The sequence below is a fragment of the Sphingomonas sp. JC676 genome (assembly GCF_014489075.1).
Taxonomy (GTDB): Bacteria; Pseudomonadota; Alphaproteobacteria; order Sphingomonadales; family Sphingomonadaceae; genus Sphingomonas.
Genome location: NZ_JACTGR010000003.1, coordinates 428,694 through 450,106 on the forward strand (window position 1 = coordinate 428,694; position 21,413 = coordinate 450,106).

At 65.9% G+C, this 21,413-nt stretch carries 27 protein-coding genes; 18 read left to right on the top strand and 9 right to left on the bottom strand.

Translation table 11 applies throughout. The features are described from left to right. Positions 1-31 precede the first annotated feature (31 nt). The 4 genes from IAG41_RS12645 (at position 32) to IAG41_RS12660 (ending at position 3,569) form a co-directional block, all read left to right on the top strand. Positions 32-826, top strand: a complete 795-nt coding sequence (locus IAG41_RS12645; RefSeq protein ID WP_187728977.1) for a thymidylate synthase — start codon at positions 32-34, stop codon at positions 824-826. After that, positions 823-1,296, top strand: coding sequence for a dihydrofolate reductase (locus tag IAG41_RS12650; RefSeq protein ID WP_187728978.1), 474 nt, complete (start codon positions 823-825; stop codon positions 1,294-1,296). The genes IAG41_RS12645 and IAG41_RS12650 overlap by 4 nt, the downstream gene beginning before the upstream one ends. After that, complete coding sequence (locus IAG41_RS12655) at positions 1,293-2,465, top strand: dipeptidase (protein ID WP_187728979.1); 1,173 nt, start codon at positions 1,293-1,295, stop codon at positions 2,463-2,465. The genes IAG41_RS12650 and IAG41_RS12655 overlap by 4 nt, the downstream gene beginning before the upstream one ends. Before the next feature lie 177 nt (positions 2,466-2,642). Beyond that, positions 2,643-3,569, top strand: coding sequence for a bifunctional riboflavin kinase/FAD synthetase (locus tag IAG41_RS12660; RefSeq protein WP_187728980.1), 927 nt, complete (start codon positions 2,643-2,645; stop codon positions 3,567-3,569). A 76-nt stretch (positions 3,570-3,645) separates the two neighbouring features. On the opposite strand, the gene IAG41_RS12665 is transcribed toward IAG41_RS12660, so the two are convergent. Continuing rightward, on the bottom strand, positions 3,646-3,891 hold the full coding sequence (locus tag IAG41_RS12665) for a hypothetical protein (protein WP_187728981.1): 246 nt from the start codon (positions 3,889-3,891) through the stop codon (positions 3,646-3,648). A gap of 112 nt (positions 3,892-4,003) precedes the next feature. Between IAG41_RS12665 and ileS the strand changes: the two genes are divergently transcribed. From ileS to IAG41_RS12680, 3 genes are read left to right on the top strand one after another with little or no spacing between them, the layout of a single operon-like run. Next, the gene (gene ileS / locus IAG41_RS12670) at positions 4,004-6,835 is read left to right on the top strand and encodes an isoleucine--tRNA ligase (RefSeq protein ID WP_187728982.1); all 2,832 of its coding nucleotides are present in this window, start codon (positions 4,004-4,006) and stop codon (positions 6,833-6,835) included. Positions 6,836-6,837: 2 nt separating this feature from the next. After that, positions 6,838-7,353, top strand: a complete 516-nt coding sequence (lspA, locus tag IAG41_RS12675) for a signal peptidase II (RefSeq protein WP_187728983.1) — start codon at positions 6,838-6,840, stop codon at positions 7,351-7,353. Beyond that, entirely contained in the window at positions 7,346-7,828 is a 483-nt protein-coding gene (locus IAG41_RS12680) for a DUF3035 domain-containing protein (RefSeq protein WP_187728984.1), read from the top strand. Before lspA ends, IAG41_RS12680 begins: the two co-directional genes overlap by 8 nt. An 86-nt stretch (positions 7,829-7,914) precedes the next feature. Here IAG41_RS12680 and IAG41_RS12685 read toward each other — a convergent pair whose 3' ends face one another. The 4 genes from IAG41_RS12685 to IAG41_RS12700 form a co-directional block, all read right to left on the bottom strand. Then, positions 7,915-8,694 carry a TorF family putative porin gene (locus tag IAG41_RS12685; protein ID WP_187728985.1) on the bottom strand — a complete coding sequence of 260 codons (780 nt, stop codon included), beginning with the start codon at positions 8,692-8,694 and terminating at the stop codon, positions 7,915-7,917. Between the two features lie 206 nt (positions 8,695-8,900). Further along, complete coding sequence (locus tag IAG41_RS12690; RefSeq protein ID WP_187728986.1) at positions 8,901-9,365, bottom strand: RidA family protein; 465 nt, start codon at positions 9,363-9,365, stop codon at positions 8,901-8,903. A 32-nt stretch (positions 9,366-9,397) separates the two neighbouring features. Next, positions 9,398-10,024, bottom strand: coding sequence for an HAD family hydrolase (locus tag IAG41_RS12695; RefSeq protein WP_187728987.1), 627 nt, complete (start codon positions 10,022-10,024; stop codon positions 9,398-9,400). Next, positions 10,021-10,287: a DUF3572 family protein gene (locus IAG41_RS12700; RefSeq protein ID WP_187728988.1), complete on the bottom strand. Its 267-nt coding sequence runs from the start codon at positions 10,285-10,287 to the stop codon at positions 10,021-10,023. The genes IAG41_RS12695 and IAG41_RS12700 overlap by 4 nt, the downstream gene beginning before the upstream one ends. A gap of 36 nt (positions 10,288-10,323) precedes the next feature. Between IAG41_RS12700 and IAG41_RS12705 the strand changes: the two genes are divergently transcribed. Continuing rightward, positions 10,324-10,740: a response regulator gene (locus tag IAG41_RS12705; protein WP_187728989.1), complete on the top strand. Its 417-nt coding sequence runs from the start codon at positions 10,324-10,326 to the stop codon at positions 10,738-10,740. Between the two features lie 67 nt (positions 10,741-10,807). Here the strand turns inward: IAG41_RS12705 and rpmG are convergent, their stop codons facing one another. Beyond that, positions 10,808-10,975, bottom strand: a complete 168-nt coding sequence (rpmG, locus tag IAG41_RS12710) for a 50S ribosomal protein L33 (protein WP_025560997.1) — start codon at positions 10,973-10,975, stop codon at positions 10,808-10,810. A gap of 164 nt (positions 10,976-11,139) precedes the next feature. Between rpmG and IAG41_RS12715 the strand changes: the two genes are divergently transcribed. Both IAG41_RS12715 and IAG41_RS12720 read left to right on the top strand, forming a co-directional pair. Further along, entirely contained in the window at positions 11,140-11,703 is a 564-nt protein-coding gene (locus IAG41_RS12715) for a TMEM165/GDT1 family protein (RefSeq protein WP_187728990.1), read from the top strand. A gap of 109 nt (positions 11,704-11,812) precedes the next feature. Continuing rightward, complete coding sequence (locus IAG41_RS12720) at positions 11,813-12,310, top strand: Dps family protein (protein ID WP_187728991.1); 498 nt, start codon at positions 11,813-11,815, stop codon at positions 12,308-12,310. A 39-nt stretch (positions 12,311-12,349) separates the two neighbouring features. Here the strand turns inward: IAG41_RS12720 and IAG41_RS12725 are convergent, their stop codons facing one another. Then, the gene (locus tag IAG41_RS12725; RefSeq protein ID WP_187728992.1) at positions 12,350-12,691 is read right to left on the bottom strand and encodes a hypothetical protein; all 342 of its coding nucleotides are present in this window, start codon (positions 12,689-12,691) and stop codon (positions 12,350-12,352) included. Positions 12,692-12,725: 34 nt separating this feature from the next. Then, entirely contained in the window at positions 12,726-13,577 is an 852-nt protein-coding gene (locus IAG41_RS12730; RefSeq protein WP_187728993.1) for a metallophosphoesterase, read from the bottom strand. A gap of 45 nt (positions 13,578-13,622) precedes the next feature. Here IAG41_RS12730 and IAG41_RS12735 point away from each other — a divergent pair, with 45 nt between their 5' ends. The 3 genes from IAG41_RS12735 to IAG41_RS12745 are packed head-to-tail and all read left to right on the top strand — an operon-like array spanning position 13,623 to position 16,596. Then, positions 13,623-15,206, top strand: coding sequence for a cisplatin damage response ATP-dependent DNA ligase (locus IAG41_RS12735; RefSeq protein ID WP_187728994.1), 1,584 nt, complete (start codon positions 13,623-13,625; stop codon positions 15,204-15,206). 59 nt (positions 15,207-15,265) lie between these two features. Then, positions 15,266-15,706, top strand: coding sequence for a hypothetical protein (locus tag IAG41_RS12740; protein ID WP_187728995.1), 441 nt, complete (start codon positions 15,266-15,268; stop codon positions 15,704-15,706). A 56-nt stretch (positions 15,707-15,762) separates the two neighbouring features. Then, a complete protein-coding gene (locus IAG41_RS12745; protein WP_187728996.1) occupies positions 15,763-16,596 on the top strand; it encodes a DMT family transporter in 834 nt (277 codons plus the stop codon). Positions 16,597-16,667: 71 nt separating this feature from the next. On the opposite strand, the gene IAG41_RS23490 is transcribed toward IAG41_RS12745, so the two are convergent. Further along, a complete protein-coding gene (locus tag IAG41_RS23490; protein WP_187728997.1) occupies positions 16,668-17,468 on the bottom strand; it encodes a cold-shock protein in 801 nt (266 codons plus the stop codon). 210 nt (positions 17,469-17,678) lie between these two features. Here IAG41_RS23490 and IAG41_RS12755 point away from each other — a divergent pair, with 210 nt between their 5' ends. The 5 genes from IAG41_RS12755 (at position 17,679) to lptB (ending at position 21,408) form a co-directional block, all read left to right on the top strand. Further along, positions 17,679-18,467: a TerC family protein gene (locus tag IAG41_RS12755; RefSeq protein WP_187728998.1), complete on the top strand. Its 789-nt coding sequence runs from the start codon at positions 17,679-17,681 to the stop codon at positions 18,465-18,467. Between the two features lie 144 nt (positions 18,468-18,611). Then, positions 18,612-19,232 carry a ribonuclease D gene (locus IAG41_RS12760; protein WP_187728999.1) on the top strand — a complete coding sequence of 207 codons (621 nt, stop codon included), beginning with the start codon at positions 18,612-18,614 and terminating at the stop codon, positions 19,230-19,232. Positions 19,233-19,276: 44 nt separating this feature from the next. Beyond that, positions 19,277-19,924: an LPS export ABC transporter periplasmic protein LptC gene (gene lptC / locus IAG41_RS12765; protein WP_187729000.1), complete on the top strand. Its 648-nt coding sequence runs from the start codon at positions 19,277-19,279 to the stop codon at positions 19,922-19,924. Continuing rightward, positions 19,921-20,496, top strand: a complete 576-nt coding sequence (locus IAG41_RS12770; protein ID WP_187729001.1) for an LptA/OstA family protein — start codon at positions 19,921-19,923, stop codon at positions 20,494-20,496. Before lptC ends, IAG41_RS12770 begins: the two co-directional genes overlap by 4 nt. A gap of 135 nt (positions 20,497-20,631) precedes the next feature. Then, positions 20,632-21,408: an LPS export ABC transporter ATP-binding protein gene (gene lptB, locus IAG41_RS12775; RefSeq protein WP_187729002.1), complete on the top strand. Its 777-nt coding sequence runs from the start codon at positions 20,632-20,634 to the stop codon at positions 21,406-21,408. Positions 21,409-21,413 lie beyond the last annotated feature (5 nt).

A 21,413-nucleotide genomic window follows, 5' to 3' on the forward strand; every position in this document is an offset into this window, starting at 1 on the left:
CGCGAACGCGCGAGGCAGCTAGGCTTCGCGCATGCGTCAATATCTCGACTTGATGGCCCGCGCGCTCCACCAGGGCGCGGAGACGATGGACCGCACCGGCACCGGCACGCTTTCGGTATTCGGCCACCAGATGCGCTTCGACCTGGCCGAGGGCTTCCCGGTCCTCACCACCAAGAAGCTGCACCTGCGCTCGATCATCGTCGAACTGCTCTGGTTCCTGCGCGGCGACACCAATGTCCGCTGGCTCCAGGAGCGCAAGGTGAGCATCTGGAACGAATGGGCCGACGAGGCGGGCGAGCTCGGCCCGGTCTATGGCAAACAGTGGCGCCATTGGGAGACCGCCGACGGCAGGGAGATCGACCAGATCGCCGAATTGCTCGAGACGATCCGCAATAATCCCGGCTCGCGCCGGCAGATCGTCTCGGCCTGGAACCCCGGCGAACTCCACGCCATGGCGCTGGCACCCTGCCACTGTCTGTTCCAGACGCATGTCGCGAACGGCAGGCTGAGCCTCCAACTCTACCAGCGCTCGGCCGATATCTTTCTGGGCGTGCCGTTCAACATCGCCAGCTACGCGCTGCTGACGATGCTGCTCGCCCAGCAGGCCGGCCTTGAGCCTGGCGAGTTCATCTGGACCGGCGGCGACTGCCACCTCTATTCGAACCATCTGGAGCAGGCCCGCGAACAACTGGCGCGCGAACCCGGCCCGCTGCCCCGCCTCGAGATCCTCCGCAAGGCGCCGTCGATCGACGCCTATGAATATGAGGATTTCGCGATCCATGATTACGCCCCCCAGGCGCATATCAAGGCACCGGTGGCGGTTTGATCAGCTTCCACCTCGCGCGAGCCGATAACGGCGTGATCGGGCGCGAGGGCAAGCTTCCTTGGCATCTGCCGGCCGACCTCAAGCGTTTCAAGGCGCAGACCATGGGCAAGCCGATGATCATGGGGCGCAAGACCTTCGAGAGCTTTCCCGCGCCCCTCCCCGGCCGCCGGCATATCGTGCTGACCCGCGACCGGAGCTGGCAGGCCGCGGGCGCCGAAGTCGCGCATACGCCGGAAAAGGCGCTGGCGCTGGCGGGCGACGACGCGGCGGTGATCGGCGGTGCGGAGGTGTTCGCGCTGTTGCTCGACCGCGCCGACCGGATCGAACTCACCGAAGTCCATATCCAAGCCGAGGGCGACGCCACCGTCCCCGCATTCGGCGCAGGCTGGCGCGAAACTGCGCGCGAGGATCATCAGAGCGAAGCGGGGCGTCCCGCCTACAGCTTCGTCACATTGGAGCGGGGGCAATGAGAAAGAAGATATTGTGGGGGCTGGTCATCGTCCTGGTGCTGGGAGCGATCGGTTTTTTCGGCATCGCGCCCGGCTATGTCGAATCGAGCATGAACAAGGTGGAGAAGAGCAATCTCCCCAAGGTGACCGCGCAGACCCAGGCGCTCCACGCCAAACTGCAGATCGCCGACATGCATGCCGACACGCTGATGTGGCGCAGGAGCCTGCTCGACCGTGCCGGGCGCGGCCAGATCGACCTGCCGCGGCTGATCGAGGGCAATGTCGCGCTCCAAATCTTCTCGTCGGTGACCAAGACGCCGAAGGGCCAGAATTACGACGCCAATGGCGACGATACCGACAATATCACGCTGCTCGCCATCGCTCAGCTCCAGCCGCCGCGCACCTGGGGCTCGCTGCTCCAGCGCTCGCTCTGGCATGCCGAGAAGCTTGATCGCGCCGCGCAGAAGTCCGACGGCCATCTCCGCGTGATCCACACCCCGGCCGATCTCGACCGGCTGCTGGCGGACCGCGCCAAGGGCCAGAAGGTCGTCGGCGGCATGCTCTCGGTCGAGGGGCTCCAGGATCTCGAGGGCCAGATCGGCAATCTCGACAGGCTCCACACCGCCGGCTTCCGCATGGCGGGGCTCGCGCACTTCTTCGACAACCAGGTCGCCGGATCGATGCACGGCATCAAGAAGGGCGGGCTGACGCCGCTCGGGCAGCAGGTCGTGCGCCGAATGGAGGCGCTCGGCATGATCGTCGATATCGCGCATTCGAGCCACGCCACGGTCGCGCAGGTGCTGGCGATGGCGAAGCGCCCGGTGGTCTCCAGCCATGGCGGCGTTCAGGCGACCTGCAAGGTCAACCGCAACCTCACCGACGCGGAGATCAAGGGCATCGCCCGCACCGGCGGGGTGATCGGCATCGGCTATTGGGACGCCGCGGTCTGCTCGACCGCTCCTTCGGCGGTCGCCGACGCCATCGCGCATGTCCGCGATTTGGTCGGCGTGAATTATGTCGGCCTGGGATCGGACTTCGACGGCGCGGTGACCACCGGCTTCGATTCGTCTCAGCTGGTCGAAGTGACCCAGGCGCTGGTCGATCGCGGTTTCAGCCAGGACGAGATCCGCAAGGTGATGGGCGGCAATGTGCTGCGGGTGATCCGGGCGGGGATCGTGGCGAAGCCTTAAAAATCCTCCCCGAGCTCGTCTCCGGGAGCGGGACTAGCCGCAGGCTGGTGGAGGGGTGCGCCGGTGAACCGGGCGCGTTCCGCGCCGCCCCTCCACCACCGCTTCGCGGCGGTCCCCCTCCCCCAGCAAGCTCGGGGAGGATTGATTGCGCCGTTCGCCTCGCCCATAGCCCCATGCATGCAGCGGCTGGACGGCGGCTCGGCGGTTCCGCCTCCCTTCCGGGGTGCGATCGTCGCGCTTGGTAATTTCGATGGGTTTCATCTGGGCCACCAGGCGGTGGTCGGCCGCGCGGTGGCGGACGCGCACGCCGCTGGGCGCCCGGCGATCGTCGGCACCTTCGATCCGCATCCGCGCCGCTATTTCAAGCCTGACGCCGATCATTTCCGCTTGACCACGCTCGACCAGCGCCAGCGCCTGTTCGCGGCGGCCGGCGTCGATGCCATGCTGGTCTTCCCCTTCGACGCCACGCTGGCGAGCCTCAGCGCGCATGCCTTCGCCGCCGAGCGGCTGGTCGAGGCATTCGGCGTCGGCGGCGTGGTGACCGGCATCGACTTCACCTTCGGCAAGGGCCGCGAGGGCGATGTCGCAAGGCTCGTCGCACTGGGCGACGAGCTCGGCTTCACCGCGGTCGCGGTGCCGCCCGTGGGGCTGGGTGGCGAGACCGTCTCCTCCAGCCGCATCCGCGAGCATCTGAAGGCCGGGCGCCCGCGCGACGCCGCGACGTTGCTCACCCGCCCTTTCGCGATCGAAGGCGTGGTCGAGCACGGTGGCAAGCTCGGGCGCCAGCTCGGCTATCCTACAGCGAACATGTCCCTCGCCCATTATCTGCGCCCCGCCTACGGCATCTATGCGGTGCGCGGGCGTCTTGCCGACGGGCGCATCCTGGACGGCGTCGCCAATCTGGGCATCCGTCCCAGCTTCGATCCGCCGGTGGAATTGCTCGAAAGCTATTTCTTCGATTTCGACGGCGATCTCTATGGCCAGACGATCGAGGTCTCGTTGATCGACTATCTGCGGCCCGAGGCGAAGTTCGACGATCTCGATGCGCTGAAGGTCCAGATGGACGCCGATGCGGCGAAGGCGCGCGCGTTGCTTCGCGGCTAAAGCGAATCGCTATCTATCTGCCCTTCTCGTCACACCGGACTTGTTCCGGGCTGACGAAGTGGGAGATCGATTCTGCCTAGTGCGCCACGTGGCAGCCCAACCGCCGCGCCACGGCCTGTTCGCGCTTGAACCGCAGCAGGCGGAACCGCACCCGATGCCACATGCTCATATCGTCCCAGCGCGAATCACTCTCCGCGCGGTCGATAAGCGCCTCGACCCGCTCGACGCCGCGCAGCCCGGGCTCCAGCAGGTACTGCCGGGCCAGATCGGCGATCGCGTCGCCTTCCTGGGGGTATCCCTTGCCAAATGCTTGCGGTTTCATGGCAGTTCGACGCGCGGGCCTCCCTCGTCGTTCCGCCCAATCGTGCCTAACCAATCCCTAACAACATCGGCTTTGCATGTCGGCAAGCCATCCTCTAATCCCCCGCGCACCCATGAGCGAACCTATCGACTACCGCGACACCGTCTTCCTGCCGAAGACCGATTTCCCCATGAAGGCCGGCCTTGCCCAAAAGGAACCGGCTATCCTGGAGCGCTGGGCGCAGATAGGCCTCTACGAGAAGCTGCGCGAGGCCCGCGCGGGTCGCGAGCGCTTCCTGCTCCACGACGGTCCGCCTTATGCGAATGGCGATATTCACATGGGCCACGCGATGAACAAGATCCTCAAGGACATCGTGGTGCGCTCGCAGTCCCTGATGGGCAAGGACGCGCCCTATGTGCCCGGCTGGGACTGCCACGGCCTGCCGATCGAGTGGAAGGTCGAGGAGGCGTATCGCGCCAAGAAGCTCAACAAGGACGAGGTCGACCCCGTCGCCTTCCGCGCCGAATGCCGCGCTTATGCCGAGAAATGGGTCGCCGTGCAGCGCGCCCAGTTCGAGCGGCTGGGGGTGATGGGCGACTGGGACGATCCCTATCTCACGATGAAGTTCGAGAGCGAGGCGATCATCGCCGGCGAGCTGCTCAAGTTCGCCGAGAGTGGACAGCTCTATCGCGGCGCCAAGCCGGTGATGTGGTCGCCCGTCGAGAAGACCGCATTGGCCGAGGCCGAGGTGGAATATGAGGATGTGGTGTCGACCCAGATCGACGTCGCGTTCGAGATCGTCGAGGCGCCAAATGCGCCCGAGCTGGTCGGCGCGCATGCGGTGATCTGGACGACCACGCCCTGGACGATCCCGGTGAACCAGGCTTTGGCCTATGGGGCTGAGATTGAATATGATCTGGTCCAGGCAGCGGATGGCACCGGGCCACGTTTCCTGATCGCCAGCAATCTATTCAACGCGTTTGTCTCGCGCGTCCGTGGTGACTGGATCACCATCAACGATTTCCCCGGCACAAACCTCGCCGGCGCGGTCGCCCGCCACCCGATGCACAAGCTCGGCGGTTTCTTCGCCAAGCCGCGTCCGTTCCTCGACGGCTCCAGCTTCGTCACCACCGATGCCGGTACCGGCCTCGTCCATATGGCGCCGGACCATGGTGAGGACGATTTCCTGCTGTGCAAGGCGCACGGGATCGATCCGGTGTTCGCAGTCGACGGCGCGGGCTTCTATCGCCCCGACTGGCTGTGGCTCGGCGGCCAGGGCAGCGTGATCAACAAGAAGTTCGTCGCGCCCGACGGCCCGATCTGCTCCGACCTCCGCGAGGCCGGCGCGCTGCTCGCCGCGACCGAGGATTTTGCGCATAGCTATCCGCACAGCTGGCGTTCCAAGGCGAAGATCATCTTCCGCGCCACCCCGCAATGGTTCATCCCGATGGACCGCAGCGCGACAAGCGACCGCAACTTGGCTGATCTGGCTTTGGGCGACGCGGTTGATGAGACGCTGCCCCTCTCCCCTGAAGCGAGGGGCAACGGCCCCACCTTGCGCGGCATCGCGCTCGACGCGATCGAGCGTACCCGATGGGTGCCCGAGCGCTCGATCAACCGCATCCGTTCGATGGTGGAGGGTCGCCCCGACTGGGTGATCAGCCGCCAGCGTGCCTGGGGCGTGCCGATCGCGCTCTACGTCAACCGCAGGACCGGTGATTACCTCCGCGATCCGGCGGTCAATGCGCGCATCCTCGACGCCTTCCGCGACGGCGGCGCCGATGCCTGGTTCCAGGCGGACCACCAGGCCTTCCTCGGCCCCGACTATGCGCTCGCCGATTACGAGGTGATCACCGACATTCTCGACGTCTGGTTCGATTCGGGCTCGACCCACAGCTTCGTGATCGAGCAGCGCTATGGCGAGGGCGTCCGCGCGAACCTGTATCTCGAAGGCTCCGACCAGCATCGCGGCTGGTTCCAGTCATCGCTGCTCGAATCCTCCGGCACGCGCGGCCGCGCGCCCTATGACGCGGTGCTGACCCACGGCTTCGCGCTCGACGGCAATGGCCGGAAAATGTCCAAGTCGCTGGGCAATGTCGTCGATCCGCTCAAGATCATCGGGGAGAGCGGCGCGGACATCCTGCGCCTCTGGGTCGCGCAGACCGATTATTTCGAGGACGTCCGCATCGGCAAGGAAGTGCTTGCCGGCACCGGCGACACCTATCGCAAGTTGCGCAACACCTTCCGCTACCTGCTCGGCGCGCTCGAAGGCTTTGACGACGGCGAGAAGCTGCCCGTCGCGCAGATGCCCGAGCTGGAGCGCTACATCCTCCACAAGCTCGCCGAACTCGACGCCGAGCTGAAGGCCGCCGCGAACGATTTCGAGTTCAACCGCTACAGCCGCGCACTGACCGATTTCGCCAATGAGGATTTGTCGGCCTTCTTCTTCGATATCCGCAAGGACTCGCTCTATTGCGATGCGCCCACGGATCCGAAGCGGCGCGCCTATCGCACCGTGCTCGACATCCTGTTCCACGCGCTGGTCCGCTACGCCGCGCCGATCCTCGCCTTCACCGCCGAGGAAGTCTGGCAGACGCGTTTCCCGAACGAGGACGAATCGGTCCATATGCTCGAATGGCCGGTGCTCCCCGCGCTGGGCGGTGCCCTTACCGCCGACTGGGCCGAAGTCCGCGCGCTGCGCCAGGCAGTGACCGAGGCGATCGAGCCCTATCGCCGCGAGAAGCAGGTCCGTTCCAGCCTCGAGGCCGAAGTCACCGTGCCCAAATTGCCGATGTCGGGCGCCGACCTCGCCGAATTGTTCATCGTCTCCTCGGTGACGAAAGGCGACGCGATCACGGTGACGCCCACCCAGCGCCACAAATGCGGTCGATGCTGGCGCCATCTTCCCGAAGTTGCGGAAGACGGGATGCTGTGCGACCGCTGCGCCGGAGTTGTGGGCAAGTGAATATGACGCGTTGGATCGGCCTTGGCGTGGCGGTGCTGGTGTTCCTGCTGGACCAGTTCGCCAAATATTATGTGACCGGCCCGCTGGGGCTGAACGTGCAGGATGCGTCGCTGACGATCCTGCCGATCTTCGACCTGCGCTTCGTCAAGAATGTCGGCGTGTCGCTGGGGCTGCTGCCCGCGAGCGGCGCGACGATGCGCTGGCTGCTCGTGGCGATGACCGGCGCGATTGCGGCGGGCGTGCTGTGGTGGATGCTGCGCGAGAAGAAGCGGCCCGACGTGCTCGCCCTCGGCATGGTGCTGGGCGGTGCGCTGGGCAACATTCTCGATCGCACGCGCCTCGGCTATGTCGTCGATTTCGCCGATCTGCACTTCGGCAATTGGCGTCCCTTTTTGGTCTTCAATGTCGCCGATGCGGCGATTACCATCGGCGTGCTGATCCTGTTGATCCGCGCCCTGTTCGTGCGCGATAAGACGGCCAAGTCGCCGGCCCCTCTGGAGAATGAAGTCAATGCGTAAGCTTATCACCCTTGCGGCGGGCGTCGCGCTCGTGGCCACGCTCTCCGCCTGCGGCAAGAAGGGCTATGACCGCGCGCGTCCCGATGAATTCGCCGTCGCGCGCCAGGCGCCGCTGGTGATTCCGCCCGATTTCGCGCTCGTCCCGCCCCAGCCCGGTGCCCCGCGCCCGCAGGATACCTCGCCCTCGAACCAGGCGCTCGATGCGCTGTTCGGCGGATCGGCTGCGCGCAGCGCGTCCGAGAATGCGACGCTCGACGCCGCCGGCCGTACCGGTGCCGATGCCGGTGCGCGCACCACCGCGGGCAGCCCCTCGACCAACGTCGTCGACAAGGGCAGCACCACGCGCGACATCGTCGCCGCGCCCGAAGGCGATGGCCGCGACGCTCGCGCCAGCGCGCCGGGCGCCGCTGCTCCCGCTCCCGCTCCCGGTCCCGGTCCCGCGGCGACTCCGCCGGCCACCAGCACGCCGCAATAAGCGACGCGGATCATCCGATACGGAAAAGGGCCGGCCCGCACTCTGCGGACCGGCCCTTTTCTTTGGCCTGTTATGGCCGACTTGGCTTAGAAGCTGACGCCGATCGAGCCGAGCACGCCACCCTTGCTGGCATTCTTGCCGGTCGGGGTGATGAAGTCGCCGTCGGTGTCGACATAGGAAACGCCGAAGGTCAGCGCCTTGTAGGTGTAGGTCGCACCCACGCTCCAATCGGTATATTCCTTGCCGATCGACAGCCAGCTCGGGCCGAAGGTGTGGCCGAGATGGGCGGTCAGGCCCAGCGGCACGCCCGGAATGGCGCCCGAGAGATCACCGGCGATATAGACGTTGTCGTTCTTCTTCAGCGTGTTCGAGGCACCCTGATCGAGCGCGAGCGCCTTCTGCTTCGGCGCATAGTTGACCGTGCCCTTGGCGGTAACCGGGCCGATCGCATACGAGATCGAGGCATAGGGCTCGATGAAGTCGGACGCGCTGTTGTCACCCGAGGCACGCGTGCCCGGATAGACATAATAGAGCGCACCGACGTCGAATGTCGCGCCGCCGAACGTCTTCTTGAAGCCGCCGATCAGGTCGATTTCTTGGTGCGCGCTGCCATGGGCAGTCACATAGTCATCGACCGACGAACCCCAGACCGAGACATAGAAGCCCGATTCGTGGCTGACGGTGATGCCGCCCTGGACCGCGAAATTGCCGTCGGTCTGCGAAATGCCGCGGAACTTGTAGTCGCTGACTACAGTCGCGCTGCCATTGATCGTGATCGCGGGCGCGGGCGCCGTTTCGTCTTGCGCCATTGCGGGCGCGGTGGAGGCGAGCAAAAGCGCGCCAAAGCTGATCATCGAGAAGCGCATGGAATCCCTTTCAATAAATTCCTAAAGGGTCCCCACCTGCCGTCGTCCGACGCTGCATCTATGTGGCTCGATGGCCGGGGCAGCTTTCATTCGACGCGCCATCAATGCCGAATTACGCTGCGACGCACAATGAAAATTGCTGTTCTATGACAGGATCGTAAGAAACTGTTGCTGGGCCGCAACAGGAGCCGAATGCCCTTGGGCGGTCAGCGGACTGCGACGATTGCGTCCACTTCCACTGCGGCGCCGAGTGGCAGTGTCGGCACGCCCACGGCGCTGCGGGCATGACGCCCGTCCTCGCCGAACAGCGCCTGCATCAGCTCGGACGCGCCGTTGGCGACCTTGGGCTGGTCGGTGAAATCGGTGGCGGAATTGACGAACACGCCCAGCTTCACGATCCGCACGACGCGCGAGAGATCGCCGTCGAGCGCCTTCTTGATCTGCGCGACGAGCATCAGCGCGCAGCGCTGCGCCGCTTCGGCGCCGAATTCGAGATCGCGTCCATCACCCAGCCGCCCGGTCATCAGCGCACCGTCCTTGAACGGCAGCTGCCCGGAGATGTGGAGCAGCCCGGCCGCCTCGACGGCAGGAACATAGGCGGCCACGGGGGCGGCGGCTTCGGGAAGGGAGAGGCCGAGCTCTTCCAGCTTGCGATCGATGGCGGTGGTCATGCGAGCGGATCAACCACTCGCGGCGGGGACGGTCAAGCCCCGGCGGGCACGCCCGCGGCGAAGCGCGCCGCGATCCAGCCCTGCGCCTCGCGCCAATCGTCGATTCGGGCATGGGCATAAGGCGCAGGCGGCACGCTGGGCGCCAGGCTGGGCTCGGCGATCATGTGGAGGCGGAACACGCCCGGCGCATGCTTGGCCACCGATTCGTGGTGGACGGCAAGATCGTCGACGAACACCGTGACCGGCGCGCCGAACTCCTCGACCAGCCTCGCCACCGGCGCGCCCTTGCCGCCCTGGTTGCACTCGACCCGATGCGCGATGCCGTGTGCTGCGAGCTGCGCGATCCGGTGCGTGCGGCAATGATCGCCCAGATTGGTGAGCACGACGATCTCGGCCTCCTCGGCAAGCGCCGCCAGCGCTTCGCGGGCATGCGGCACCAGCGTCTGGCGGTCCATCTCGTCGGGGAAGAAGCCGTCGAGCAGCCCCCACATCTCCGCGCTCCCGACCAGGCTCTGATCGTGGCGGCGACGCATCGAATTGGCGAACTCGCCGCCGTTCGGCGCGAAATCGATCGCGTGCTCCTCGTCGAGCCAGACGCCGAAATGGCGCACCATGTGGAGCAGCACTTCGTCGCAATCGGTGATCAGCAGCGGCTTCATGCGCGTTCCAGTTCCATGCGTGCGGCGACGAGCGCGGCCGGCTTCACCTCCAGCGCGTCGGCGCAGGCGAGCAGATCGGGCTCATATGCTTCGAGAAAGCCGAGCGTCGCGGCGAGCAGCGATGCCTCGCCCGCCCGCGCCCGAAGCGACGCGGGGTCGAGTCCGGTCAGATCGAGCAGCCGGCTCGCGCGCTGCGAATCGGTCAGAGTCCAGGCGAGCGCCTGCAGCGCCAGCGCCGCGGCATTTGTTTCCGACGCCGCCATCGCCTAGAGAGTCTCCGAAAGCATAGGGTAGAGCGCGTGGCAAAAAGGGTGCTCGTTGTCGAGGACAACGAACTCAATCTGAAGCTGTTCTGCGATTTGCTGCGTGCGCACGGCTTCACCACCGAGCCGGTGAAGGACGGGCGCGACGCCGTTGCCGCCGCACGCGCGTTCGAGCCCGACCTCGCGATCATGGATATCCAGCTGCCGCATGTCAGTGGCTACGAGCTGATCCAGCAGATGAAGCTCGACGTCGATCTGCGTTCGATCCCGATTATGGCGGTCACCGCCTATGCCGGGCATGAGGACGAGGAGCGCATCCGCGCTGCCGGCGCGAATGCCTATGTCTCCAAGCCGATCTCGCTGGCGCGCTTCATGGAAGAAGTCCGCGCGTTGCTGCCCGCCGAAGCCGCGGCGGACACGGAGCCGGGCACAGAAGAAGCCCCACAGCCATAAGGCCTGGGGCTTCGTTGAAAGCGGTCCCCGCTTTCGCGGGGATATAGTAAGTCAGGCTGCGCCCGACTTACTTAATCTTCGCTTCCTTGAACTCGACATGCTTGCGCACGACGGGGTCGTACTTGCGGAACGAGAACTTCTCGGTCTGGGTGCGCGGATTCTTCTTCGTGACGTAGAAGAAACCCGTGTCCGCCGTGCTGACGAGCTTGATCTTGACAGTGGTCGGCTTGGCCATGACCCGAAACCCTTGAATCTGCTAAAAAGAAAGAGCGGCACGCGAGGCGCACCGCTTCCAGACGGGGGCACCTGCGCGAGTCCGCCGCAAAAGTCAAGGCGCGAGCCGCTTGACGCGGCCTTAACCGTGCCTGGGCCAAGCTCGGCTCCGCACAGGGGAGGCACATGGAAGCGATCGTCCCGGCCTTCCTTTTGGCCGTCTTGACCCAGCTCGGCGAGCGTCCCGCGGCGCTCACGGCGATTCTGTCGGATCGTTTCCGCCGCCCGATCCTCGTCGCGCTGGCCGCCGGGCTTGCGCATGCGATCGGCAACGGCGCGGCCGCTGCCGCCGGCATGGCGATCGCGCCGATGATGACCCCCAATGCGCAAGCGCTGTTCCTCGCGGTCGCGCTCGTCTTCGGCGGGGTGGGCGGGATCTGGCCGGTCAAAGCGCCCGACCGGCTGGAGCGCTGGCGGCTGGGCGCGGTCCTCACCCCGCTGCTGGGCGTGCTTATCCTCGCGTTCGGCGAGCGGACGCAATTCTTCACGCTGGCGATTTCGGTGCGCGGCCTGCCCTGGCTCGCGGCGGCAGGCGCGACGATCGGCGCCTTCGCGGTGGCGTTCGTCGCGGCGGTTCTCGGCGAAAAGCAATGGATGGCGATTCGCTTCGGCTGGCTGCGGATCGGCTCCGCCATCCTCTTCCTGATCGCCGGCGCCTGGATCGGCCTGGGCGCGGTTCGGCTGCTCTGAAACGTCGCCGAATCGATCACCGTCATCGGCATAAATCCGATGTGCGGGCACGGACCCGGCACTATATGGCGTTCGTTGACCCCACGAATCGATTTCCGGAGGACGAAAGATGGCAGACAAGACCGCGGCGCTCCAGACGCCCACCGACCTCAACCGCAATGACACCAAGAGCGTCGCCGATGCGCTGAACAGCGCGCTGGCAGATTGCTTCGCGCTCTATCTCAAGACCAAGAATTTCCACTGGCACGTGTCGGGCCCGCATTTCCGCGACTATCACCTGCTGATGGACGACCAGGCGACGCAGATCTACGGCGTCACCGATGCGATCGCCGAGCGCGTGCGCAAGACCGGCAACGTCACACTACGGTCGATCGGCGACATCTCGCGCCACCAGACGCTGACCGACAATGATGCGGATTATGTCGCGCCGGGCGACATGCTGTCCGAGCTGCGCGACGATAATCTCAAGCTCGTCGAGAGCTTCCGCGTGGTCAAGGAAGCCGCCGAGGCGGCCGGCGACAATGCCACCAGCGGCATCGTCGACGAATGGACAGACCAGGCCGAAGAGCGCGCCTGGTTTCTGTTCGAGGCCAGCCGCAAGGGTTGAATTTAGAAAGGGCCGGGGATCACCCCGGCCCTTTTCGCATCACTTGATCGCGGCGAGGTCGGTCTCGACCTTCTTGAGCAGCTCGTCGGTCAGCTTGTCCGGCGCGAAGGGCTGCACCTGGCGCAGGCTCATCGCCTTGAAGCTCTCATAAGCAGGATTTGCGGTCACATCGGCGCCCAGGCTGGTGGCGAGCACGGCCTTCGCTTTCTCGTCGGCCACGATCGTCTCGATCGGCGTGTCGAGGTTGAACTTCGCCGTAGACGCAGCCGCGGCAGGAGCCGGCGTGGCGGCCGGGGCGGTTGCGGGCGCAGGCGCAGTCTGGGCGAGTGCGGCGACAGGGGCCAGGCAGGCAAGCGCTACCGCGGTCAGGACGAGCTTCATATAATGGGGAACTCCATCGGGTGGAGCGCCAATCCTAGCGTGCTGCACGGACCTTCGCCAGCGCCTGCGCAGGGCCAACAGTAACCAGCCACCAGTCGGGCGGCGCCCCGAGTCGGAAAGGCACGATGCTGGTGCCCCAGCCCGCGCCTACCACGATCGTGCGACCGCTTTCGTGGATCACCCCGCAGCGATAGCGGTCGCCATAGCGCGACGCGCTCGCGAGCTGGCCGTACCAGGGCAGTACGATCTGGCCGCAATGCGTGTGTCCCGCCAAGACCACGCCGAATTGCGACGGCAGGCGCGGAATCACGTCGGGGCTGTGCATGAACGCCAGGATCGGCCCGGGCATCCGGGCGGCGGCGAGCACCACGGCGGGGACGGCGGCATGGCCCGAATGCACGTCGCCGATACCCGCCAGCGTCAGTACGCCCACGTGTTGCACGCGATTGTCGAGAACGCGGATGCCAACCCGTTCGAGCGCCTCCCACATCCGCGGAATGCCCCGGTATGTGTAATCATGGTTGCCGAGTACCGCATAGACGCCGAGCGGCGCGGAGAGCCGGGCGAGCGGCGCGGCGATCTCGGCATCCGAATAGTCGCGCGTACCCAGCACCCGATCGCCAACGAAATCGCCTGCGAGGAGGACGATGTCGGGATGCTGGGCATTCACCTGTTCGACGATCCGCGCGACGCGTTCGGGCGGCATGTCGGGGCCCTGGACATGCACGTCGCTGATCAGCGCCACGCGCAGCGGCGCAGCACCGGCCGGCCAGCCGGGGACCGCGATGGTCGCGCGCCGTACGATCGGATCGGCCAGGATGTTGAGATAGCACCAGCCCGCCAGCGCGAGCACGAGGACGAGAATCACTCCGAGGGCGCGCAGCATGGCCGGGGTCTGGCACAAACCGCCGCCCGAAACCATTAATAGCCCATGCGCGCATTCGCCGATCTGCTCGATGGCCTGATCTACACAAGGTCGCGCAACGCCAAGCTTCGGCTGATCGGCGATTATCTCAAGGCCACACCCGATCCCGACCGCGGCTGGGCGATGGCCGCGCTCACCGGGGGGCTCGATCTGCCCGCGGTCAAGCCGGCGCTGATCCGCGCGATGGTCGAGGAACGTGTCGATCCGGTGCTGTTCGCGATGAGTCGCGATTTCGTCGGGGATTCGGCCGAGACGATCGCCTTGCTCTGGCCCGAGCCAGCGACACCACCTCCCGAAAGCTCGCCGCTCACACTTTCCCGGGTCGTCGCCACGCTCGGCACCATCTCCAAGTCCGATGCCCCCGCCATGCTCGCCTCGATGCTCGACCGGCTCGAGGCCGACGAGCGCTTCGCCCTTCTCAAGCTCGCCACCGGCGCGCTGCGTGTGGGCGTATCGGCGCGGCTCGCCAAGACCGCGCTCGCCCAGGCTTTCGGCCTCGATGTCGATGCCGTGGAGGAGGTCTGGCACGGGCTCGTCCCGCCCTACGCCCCCTTGTTCGATTGGGCCGAAGGCAATGGCACCCAGCCGACGCCGCAGAACGTCCCCGTCTTCCGCCCCTTCATGCTCGCGCATCCGCTGGAGGAAACGAGCGTCAGCCTCGACGATTACGCCGCCGAATGGAAATGGGACGGCATCCGCGTCCAGATCGTCCATGTCGCGGGCGAGACGAGGCTCTACAGCCGCGCGGGCGACGACATCACCCACAGCTTTCCCGAAGTGGCGAGTGCCTTCGCCACGCCAGGCGTGCTCGACGGCGAATTGCTGGTGAAGGGCGAGTTCCAGGGCGGTGAAGGCGGCGCGGCTAGCTTCAACGCCCTCCAGCAGCGGCTCGGCCGAAAGGCGGTCTCCGCGAAGACGCTCGTCGAATATCCCGCCTTTGTCCGGCTCTACGACATCTTGTTCGACGGCGCGGAAGATCTGCGCGCGCTAGGCTGGTCCGATCGCCGCACCCGGCTCGAGGGCTTCGCCACGCAGCTCGATCCCGATCGCTTCGACGTCTCGGCAGTAATCGAAGCCGCGGATTTCGCCGCGCTCGAGGAAATCCGCGCCGGCGCCCGTGACGCCTCGATCGAGGGCGTGATGCTCAAGCGCCGCGATTCGCCCTATGTCGCCGGCCGCCGCACCGGGCTGTGGTACAAATGGAAGCGCGATCCGCTCATCGCCGATTGCGTGCTGATGTATGCCCAGCGCGGCTCGGGCAAGCGCTCGTCCTTCTATTCGGACTATACCTTCGGCGCGTGGACCGAGACGCAAGAGCTGCTGCCCGTCGGCAAGGCCTATTTCGGCTTTACCGACGAGGAGCTGAAATGGCTCGATCGGTACGTCCGCAACCACACCGTCAACCGCTTCGGCCCGGTGCGCGAGGTCGACAAGACGCTGGTGCTCGAAGTCGCGTTCGATTCGATCCACCAGTCGAAGCGACACAAATCGGGCGTCGCGATGCGTTTCCCTCGGATCAGCCGCATCCGCACCGACAAGCCGGCGAGCGAGGCCGACACGATCGAGGGACTGAAGCGGCTAATCAGCTAATTGCGCGCGCGCGAAAGGCACGCCAGACTGCGGGTAAGCCATCGTGTCGGGGAGCTGGGATGCGCATAGCCAAGATAGTGCTGGAGCGGCTGTCCCTGGTGTTCCTGGGGGCGCTGGCCGCGTTGATCTGCGTCCAGTTGATGATGGATACTTCGCCGCCCGAAGTGGAACGCCTGCGCAAGCTGGCACTCTGGCTTTGGATCAGCACGGTTTACGTAGGATTCTGGTTCCGCACCGCCAGGAAAAACGCGCCCGCCCGGGAGCTTTCACCTGCGAAAAGTGGCACGGGCGTCGTGGTCGGCACCGGATTGGCGGCGGCATATTTCGTCACGCGGGATTCGAGCGGCAGCGCGGCTGTCCTTCTTCCGGCTGCGATAGGATTGCTGACCATCGTCACCGCCTGGTTCGTCTTCCGGTTCGCCTCGAAGCACGCGGACGAAATCGGCGAAGCACGCTTCGTCACCACGAACCCCGACGACGGCAAGAGCGGCGGTGTCTAGCCGATTGGGCCGGCTTCGGCTGGCGGGGCGCTGCTTGCCGGCTAAGACTGTTCCAAATGTCGACTAGCTTCCTCGCCCCCGCGATGATGATCGCCTCGGGTTCGATCCATGCCGTGGTCAATGCCATCCTCAAGGGCGGCAAGGACAAGATGGCAGGCCGCGCGATCATCGACGGGTCGAGCGCGGTGATCCTGCTTCCGGCGACGCTGCTGGTGCCGCTGCCCGAAGGCGCCTGGGGCTGGCTCGCGACGACGGCAGTGCTCCACAGCCTCTATCTCTTCGCGCTGGTCCGCGCGCTCGAGACCAGCGACTTCTCCGCCGCCTATCCGATCCTGCGCGGCACGGCGCCGCTGATCACCGCGGCGCTGGCGATCGGCGTGTTCGGCGAGCCCGCGAGCCCGCGCGAGTTGATCGGTATCGGCTGCATCGGAGCGGCGATGTTCGTGATGGTGAGCGGCCGCCATATCGAGGCCAGGGGACTCGCCTGGGCGCTGTTCACCGGCGTGATGATTGCGAGCTACACCGTGATCGACGCACAGGGGGTGCGTGCGGCGCCGACACCGATGAGCTTCATCGTCTGGATGTTCGTGCTGATGGGCAGCGTGACCGTGACGATGTTCGGCCTGGTCTCGCGCGGCGCGATCTTCGCCTCGGCGGTGAAGCAATGGCGTCCGGGCGTGATCGCGGGCGCGCTTTCGATCCTCACTTATGGCCTAGCACTCAGCGCCTTCGCGCTCGGTCCCACCGCGCCGCTGGCGGCGTTGCGCGAGACCGGCATGGTCACCGCGCTGCTGATCGCCACGTTCGTGCTCAAGGAGCGCGTTACCCCGGCGCGCGCGGTGGGCGTGCTCGGCATCCTGGCGGGCGCAGTGCTGATCCTGACGCGCTGAGGGACAACCCCCGAAACGAGAAAGGGCCAGGCGTTTCCGCCCGGCCCTTTCCGATTCGCTTGTGCAAAGCCTTACGCCATCGGCGTGAGGTTCACCGCTGCATACTTGCCGCGACGATCGACTTCGAGTTCGAACTCGAGACGGTCGCCTTCGTTGAGCGTGGGCATGCCCGCGCGCTCGACGGCGGAGATATGGACGAATGCGTCCGGCTGGCCGTCATCGCGCTGGATGAAGCCGAAGCCCTTCATGGCGTTGAAGAACTTGACCGTTCCGGTCGCCTTCTCGCCAGTCAGCTGACGCTGCGGGCCGCCGGCGCCGCCACGGGGTCCACCCGGGCCTGCGTCGCGGTCGCGCGGCGGGCCGCGGTCTTCGACCGGAAGCGGTTCGCCGTCGATCTTGAGCTCGGTCGCCGAGATGCGGCCGCCACGATCGACGAGCGTGAAGCCCATCGGCTGGCCTTCCGCCAGGCCGGTCAGGCCTGCCTGCTCGACTGCCGAGATGTGCACGAACACGTCCTCGCCGCCGTCATCGCGAACGACGAAGCCGAAGCCCTTCTGTGCGTTGAAAAATTTGACCACGCCGGTCGCTTCGCCGACCACCTGGGGGGGCATGCCGCGGCCACCGCCGCCGCCACCGCCACCAAAGCCGCCACCGCCGCCACCGAAGCCGCCGCCACCGCCGCTGCGGAAACCACCGCCGCCGCCGAAGCCGCCACCACCGCCGCCGCCGCCGCCGAACCGGTCGCCGCCGCCGAAGCCGCCACGATCACCGAATCCACCGCCGCCATAGCTGCTGTCGTCGCCACCAAAACCGTCGCGCTTGTCTCTGCCGCGCCCGCCGCGATCCCCACGGCGCCCTCGATCAAAACTCATGCCCTGTTCGTCTTCCCGGTTCGCCCTTGTACCAATCAAAACCCGAGCGCCGGACGAAAAACGCAGGTCTTCGAGCACTAAAATAGTGCGCCTAGAATCGGTCATAGCCCAAAAAACTGGCCTGCGCGAACGAATTTCGACGGGATTGCGGCAATTCCGGCCGAACTGCGGCGCTTGCGCCACGCGGCACCAACCGGCAGGGAGGACGACATGGAAGCGATCCTCGAACTCGTCACCAGCCCGGCGGCCTGGCTCGCGCTAGTTACGCTCATCGTGATGGAGGTGGTGCTCGGCATCGACAACCTCATTTTCATCTCGATCCTGTCGAACAAGCTGCCCGAGCATCAGCGCACCCGCGTCCGCCGAATCGGCATCAGCCTGGCGCTGATCCTCCGGATCGTGCTGCTGTCGTCGCTGGTTTGGATCACCAAGCTCACCACGCCGGTATTCGATCTCGGCATCAGCCTGCCCGGCGAGCATGGCGAGCCCGCGCTCGAGACCGCCTTCTCGGTCCGCGACCTGATCCTGATCGCCGGCGGCGTGTTCCTGGTCTGGAAGGCGACCACCGAGATCCACCACAGCGTCGATCCCCAGCCCTCGGGCGAGACGCTCGACAAGAAGGGCCGCGCGATTTCGAGCTTCGGCGCGGCGATCATCCAGATCCTGCTGCTCGACATGGTCTTCTCGATCGATTCGATCCTCACCGCGGTCGGCATGTCGGACGATCTGCCGGTGATGGTCACCGCGGTGGTCTTCGCGGTCGGCGTGATGCTGTTCGCCGCCGACCCGCTGGCCAACTTCATCAGCCGCAACCCGACCGTCGTGATGCTCGCCCTGGGCTTCCTGCTGATGATCGGCGCGATCCTGATTGCCGACGGTTTCGGCGTCCACGTCCCCAAAGGCTATGTCTATTGCGCCATGGCGTTTTCCGCCGGGGTGGAGACCCTCAACATCTGGGCGCGCAAGGCACGGGCCAAGCACGGCGATCCGCATCCATAGGCTTTCAAAGTAGCATTTTGGCCTGCTTTGCCGGGGAAATGCCCATCTCAGGAGGGCGGAAGTGAACGAATGGGCCTCGCGTTCCTTCACTTTCGCGCATGCCGCACCATTGAGAAGCGCGGCGAACGCGGCTAGGCGAGCGCGATGACTGTTTACTTCCACGAAGAAGACCTGCCGGAGGGCGTATTCGCTCCCGGCGCCTCGATCGCCGTCGATACCGAGACAATGGGGCTGATCACCCCACGCGACCGGCTGTGCCTCGTCCAGCTCTCCGATGGCTCGGGTGACGAGCATCTCGTCCGCTTCGGCTCGCATTCGGCCTATGACGCACCGAACCTGCGCGCCGTCCTCTCCGATCCGGAGCGGCTCAAGCTCTATCATTTCGCACGCTTCGATCTCGCGGCGATCCGCTTCTATCTCGGCGTCGTCGCCGGCCCGGTCTATTGCACCAAGATCGCGTCGCGGCTCGTACGCACCTATACCGATCGCCACGGGCTCAAGGACCTGGTCCGCGAGCTGACCGGCAACGAAATCTCGAAGCAGCAGCAATCGTCCGACTGGGGCGGCCCCGAACTTTCGGACGCGCAGAAAGACTATGCTGCGTCCGACGTCCGTTATCTTCACGCGATGAAGGTGGAACTCGACAAGCGTCTCGAGCGTGAAGGCCGCATGCCGCTTGCCCAAGCCTGTTTCGATTTCTTGCCGTGGCGCGCCGATCTCGATCTCGCCGGCTGGCCGGAGGTCGATATCTTTGCGCATATCTGACGCCCTGCTTGTCCGGCGGCCTTCCGCTCCCCACAAAGGCACGCATGTCTGAAGTCGCCGCCCGTTTGCGCTCGCAGCGCCGCTTTTGGGCGCATCCGGGCAGCAACCACGACCGTCTCGTGCGCCTGTCGCTGGTCGTGCTGCCGATCGGCATCGGCGTGCTGACGGCATTCCTGGTCACCGCACCCTTGTTCATGGGCGGCGACGTCAGCTTCGTGCTCGACAAGAACAAGGTGGCGATGGCCGAGGAGCGGCTGCGGATCGACGCGGCCGATTATCGCGGCCAGGACGAGAAGGGCCAGCCCTTCCAACTCCATGCCGGCTCGGCGATCCAGAAGAGCTCGGCCGAGCCTATCGTCCAGCTCCGCGACCTGAACGCCCAGATCGGTCTACCCGAAGGCCCCGCCTCGGTCACCGCCGATCGCGGACGTTACAACATGGATACCCAGAAGGTCGCGGTCGATGGCCCGATCCGCTTCCAGACCGCCGACGGCTATACGCTGAACACGCATGATTCGACGGTCGATCTGAAGACGCGCGTGATGCAGAGCGGCGGCGCGGTGACCGGCAACACGCCCACCGGCACCTTCAGCGCGAACAGCATGACCGCCGATCTGGCACAGCGGACCATACGCCTCGATGGCAATGCACGCTTGCGGATAATCCCTAAGCGCGCGAATAGGCGGCCATGACCCGCAGCCTCGCCTTGCTGGCCCTGACCCTTGTCGCCGCCGTTCCGGCGGCCGCGCAGACGCGCCACGATTCGGCCGCGCCCATCGATTTCGCGTCGGACCATATCGAGCTCCAGGACCGCGCCAACCGCGTCCTGCTCACCGGCAATGTCAGGATCGTCCAGGCCGAGATGACGCTCACCTCGTCGCGGATGATCGTCACCTATACTGGCGAGATCAGCAACGGCTCGCCCCAGGTCTCGCGGCTCGACGCGTCGGGCGGCGTGACGGTGTCGCGGCCCGATCAGACCGCGCGCTCGCAATATGCCGTCTATGATCTCAACACCCGGATCATCACGATGGTCGGCGGCGTGACACTGCGCCAGGGCGCCAACAACGTCTCGGGCGGGCGGCTATCGATCAATCTCGACACCGGTCGCGCAACGATCGACGGCTCGGGCGTCGGCGGATCGACGCGTCCCGGCCAGCCCGGCGTCCAGAGCCAGGGTGGCCGCGTCACCGGTCGCTTCTCGGTCCCCAAGCGCCAGGGCGACGCTACGCAACCTGCGCCCGCGCCCGCGCCGAAACAATAGAGCCGATTTCCAACGGCACGGCCTACAAGCCCTTCCCTTGGCCGATTTTCTCATGCAGGAATCCTGCCAATCGGCTTTGGGATGGGTTGCCCGTAAAAGAACCGGGTCCATATCGGGTCCATGCAGGATACTGCCATGAACGACGTCGCCACGCTCGAGATGCCCGTCACCGATCCGGCGCCGCTGCCGGATCGCGGCCTTGCGGTCGTCTCGATCGCGAAATCCTATGACAAGCGCGTGGTGCTCACCGACGTGTCGGTCTCGGTCGGCCGCGGCGAGGTTGTCGGCCTGCTCGGTCCCAACGGCGCGGGCAAGACGACCTGCTTCTATTCGGTGATGGGGCTGGTGAAGCCCGATTCGGGCCGCATCATGCTGGACGGCGAAGACATCACCAAGCTGCCGATGTATCGCCGTGCGATCCTGGGCCTCGGCTATCTACCGCAGGAAACCTCGATCTTCCGCGGGCTGAGCGTCGAGAAGAACATTCTTGCAGTGCTCGAATTGTCCGAGCCCGATCGCAACGCCCGCTTCGCCCGGCTCGATACGTTGCTTGACGAATTCGGCCTCACCCGCCTCCGTGATGCACCCGCGATGGCGCTGTCGGGCGGCGAGCGCCGCCGCGCTGAGATCGCCCGCGCGCTGGCCGCCGATCCGACGATCATGCTGCTCGACGAGCCCTTCGCCGGCATCGACCCGCTCTCGATCAGCGACATCCGCGACCTCATCTGCGAGCTGCAGAAGCGCGGCATTGGCGTGCTGATCACCGATCACAATGTTCGCGAGACGCTCGACATCGTCAACCGCGGTTACATCATCTATGACGGCCGCGTGCTCTTCGCCGGCGCGCCCGACGATCTCGTCAACGACGAGAACGTCCGTCGGCTCTATCTGGGCGAGAGCTTCTCGCTCTAGATGCC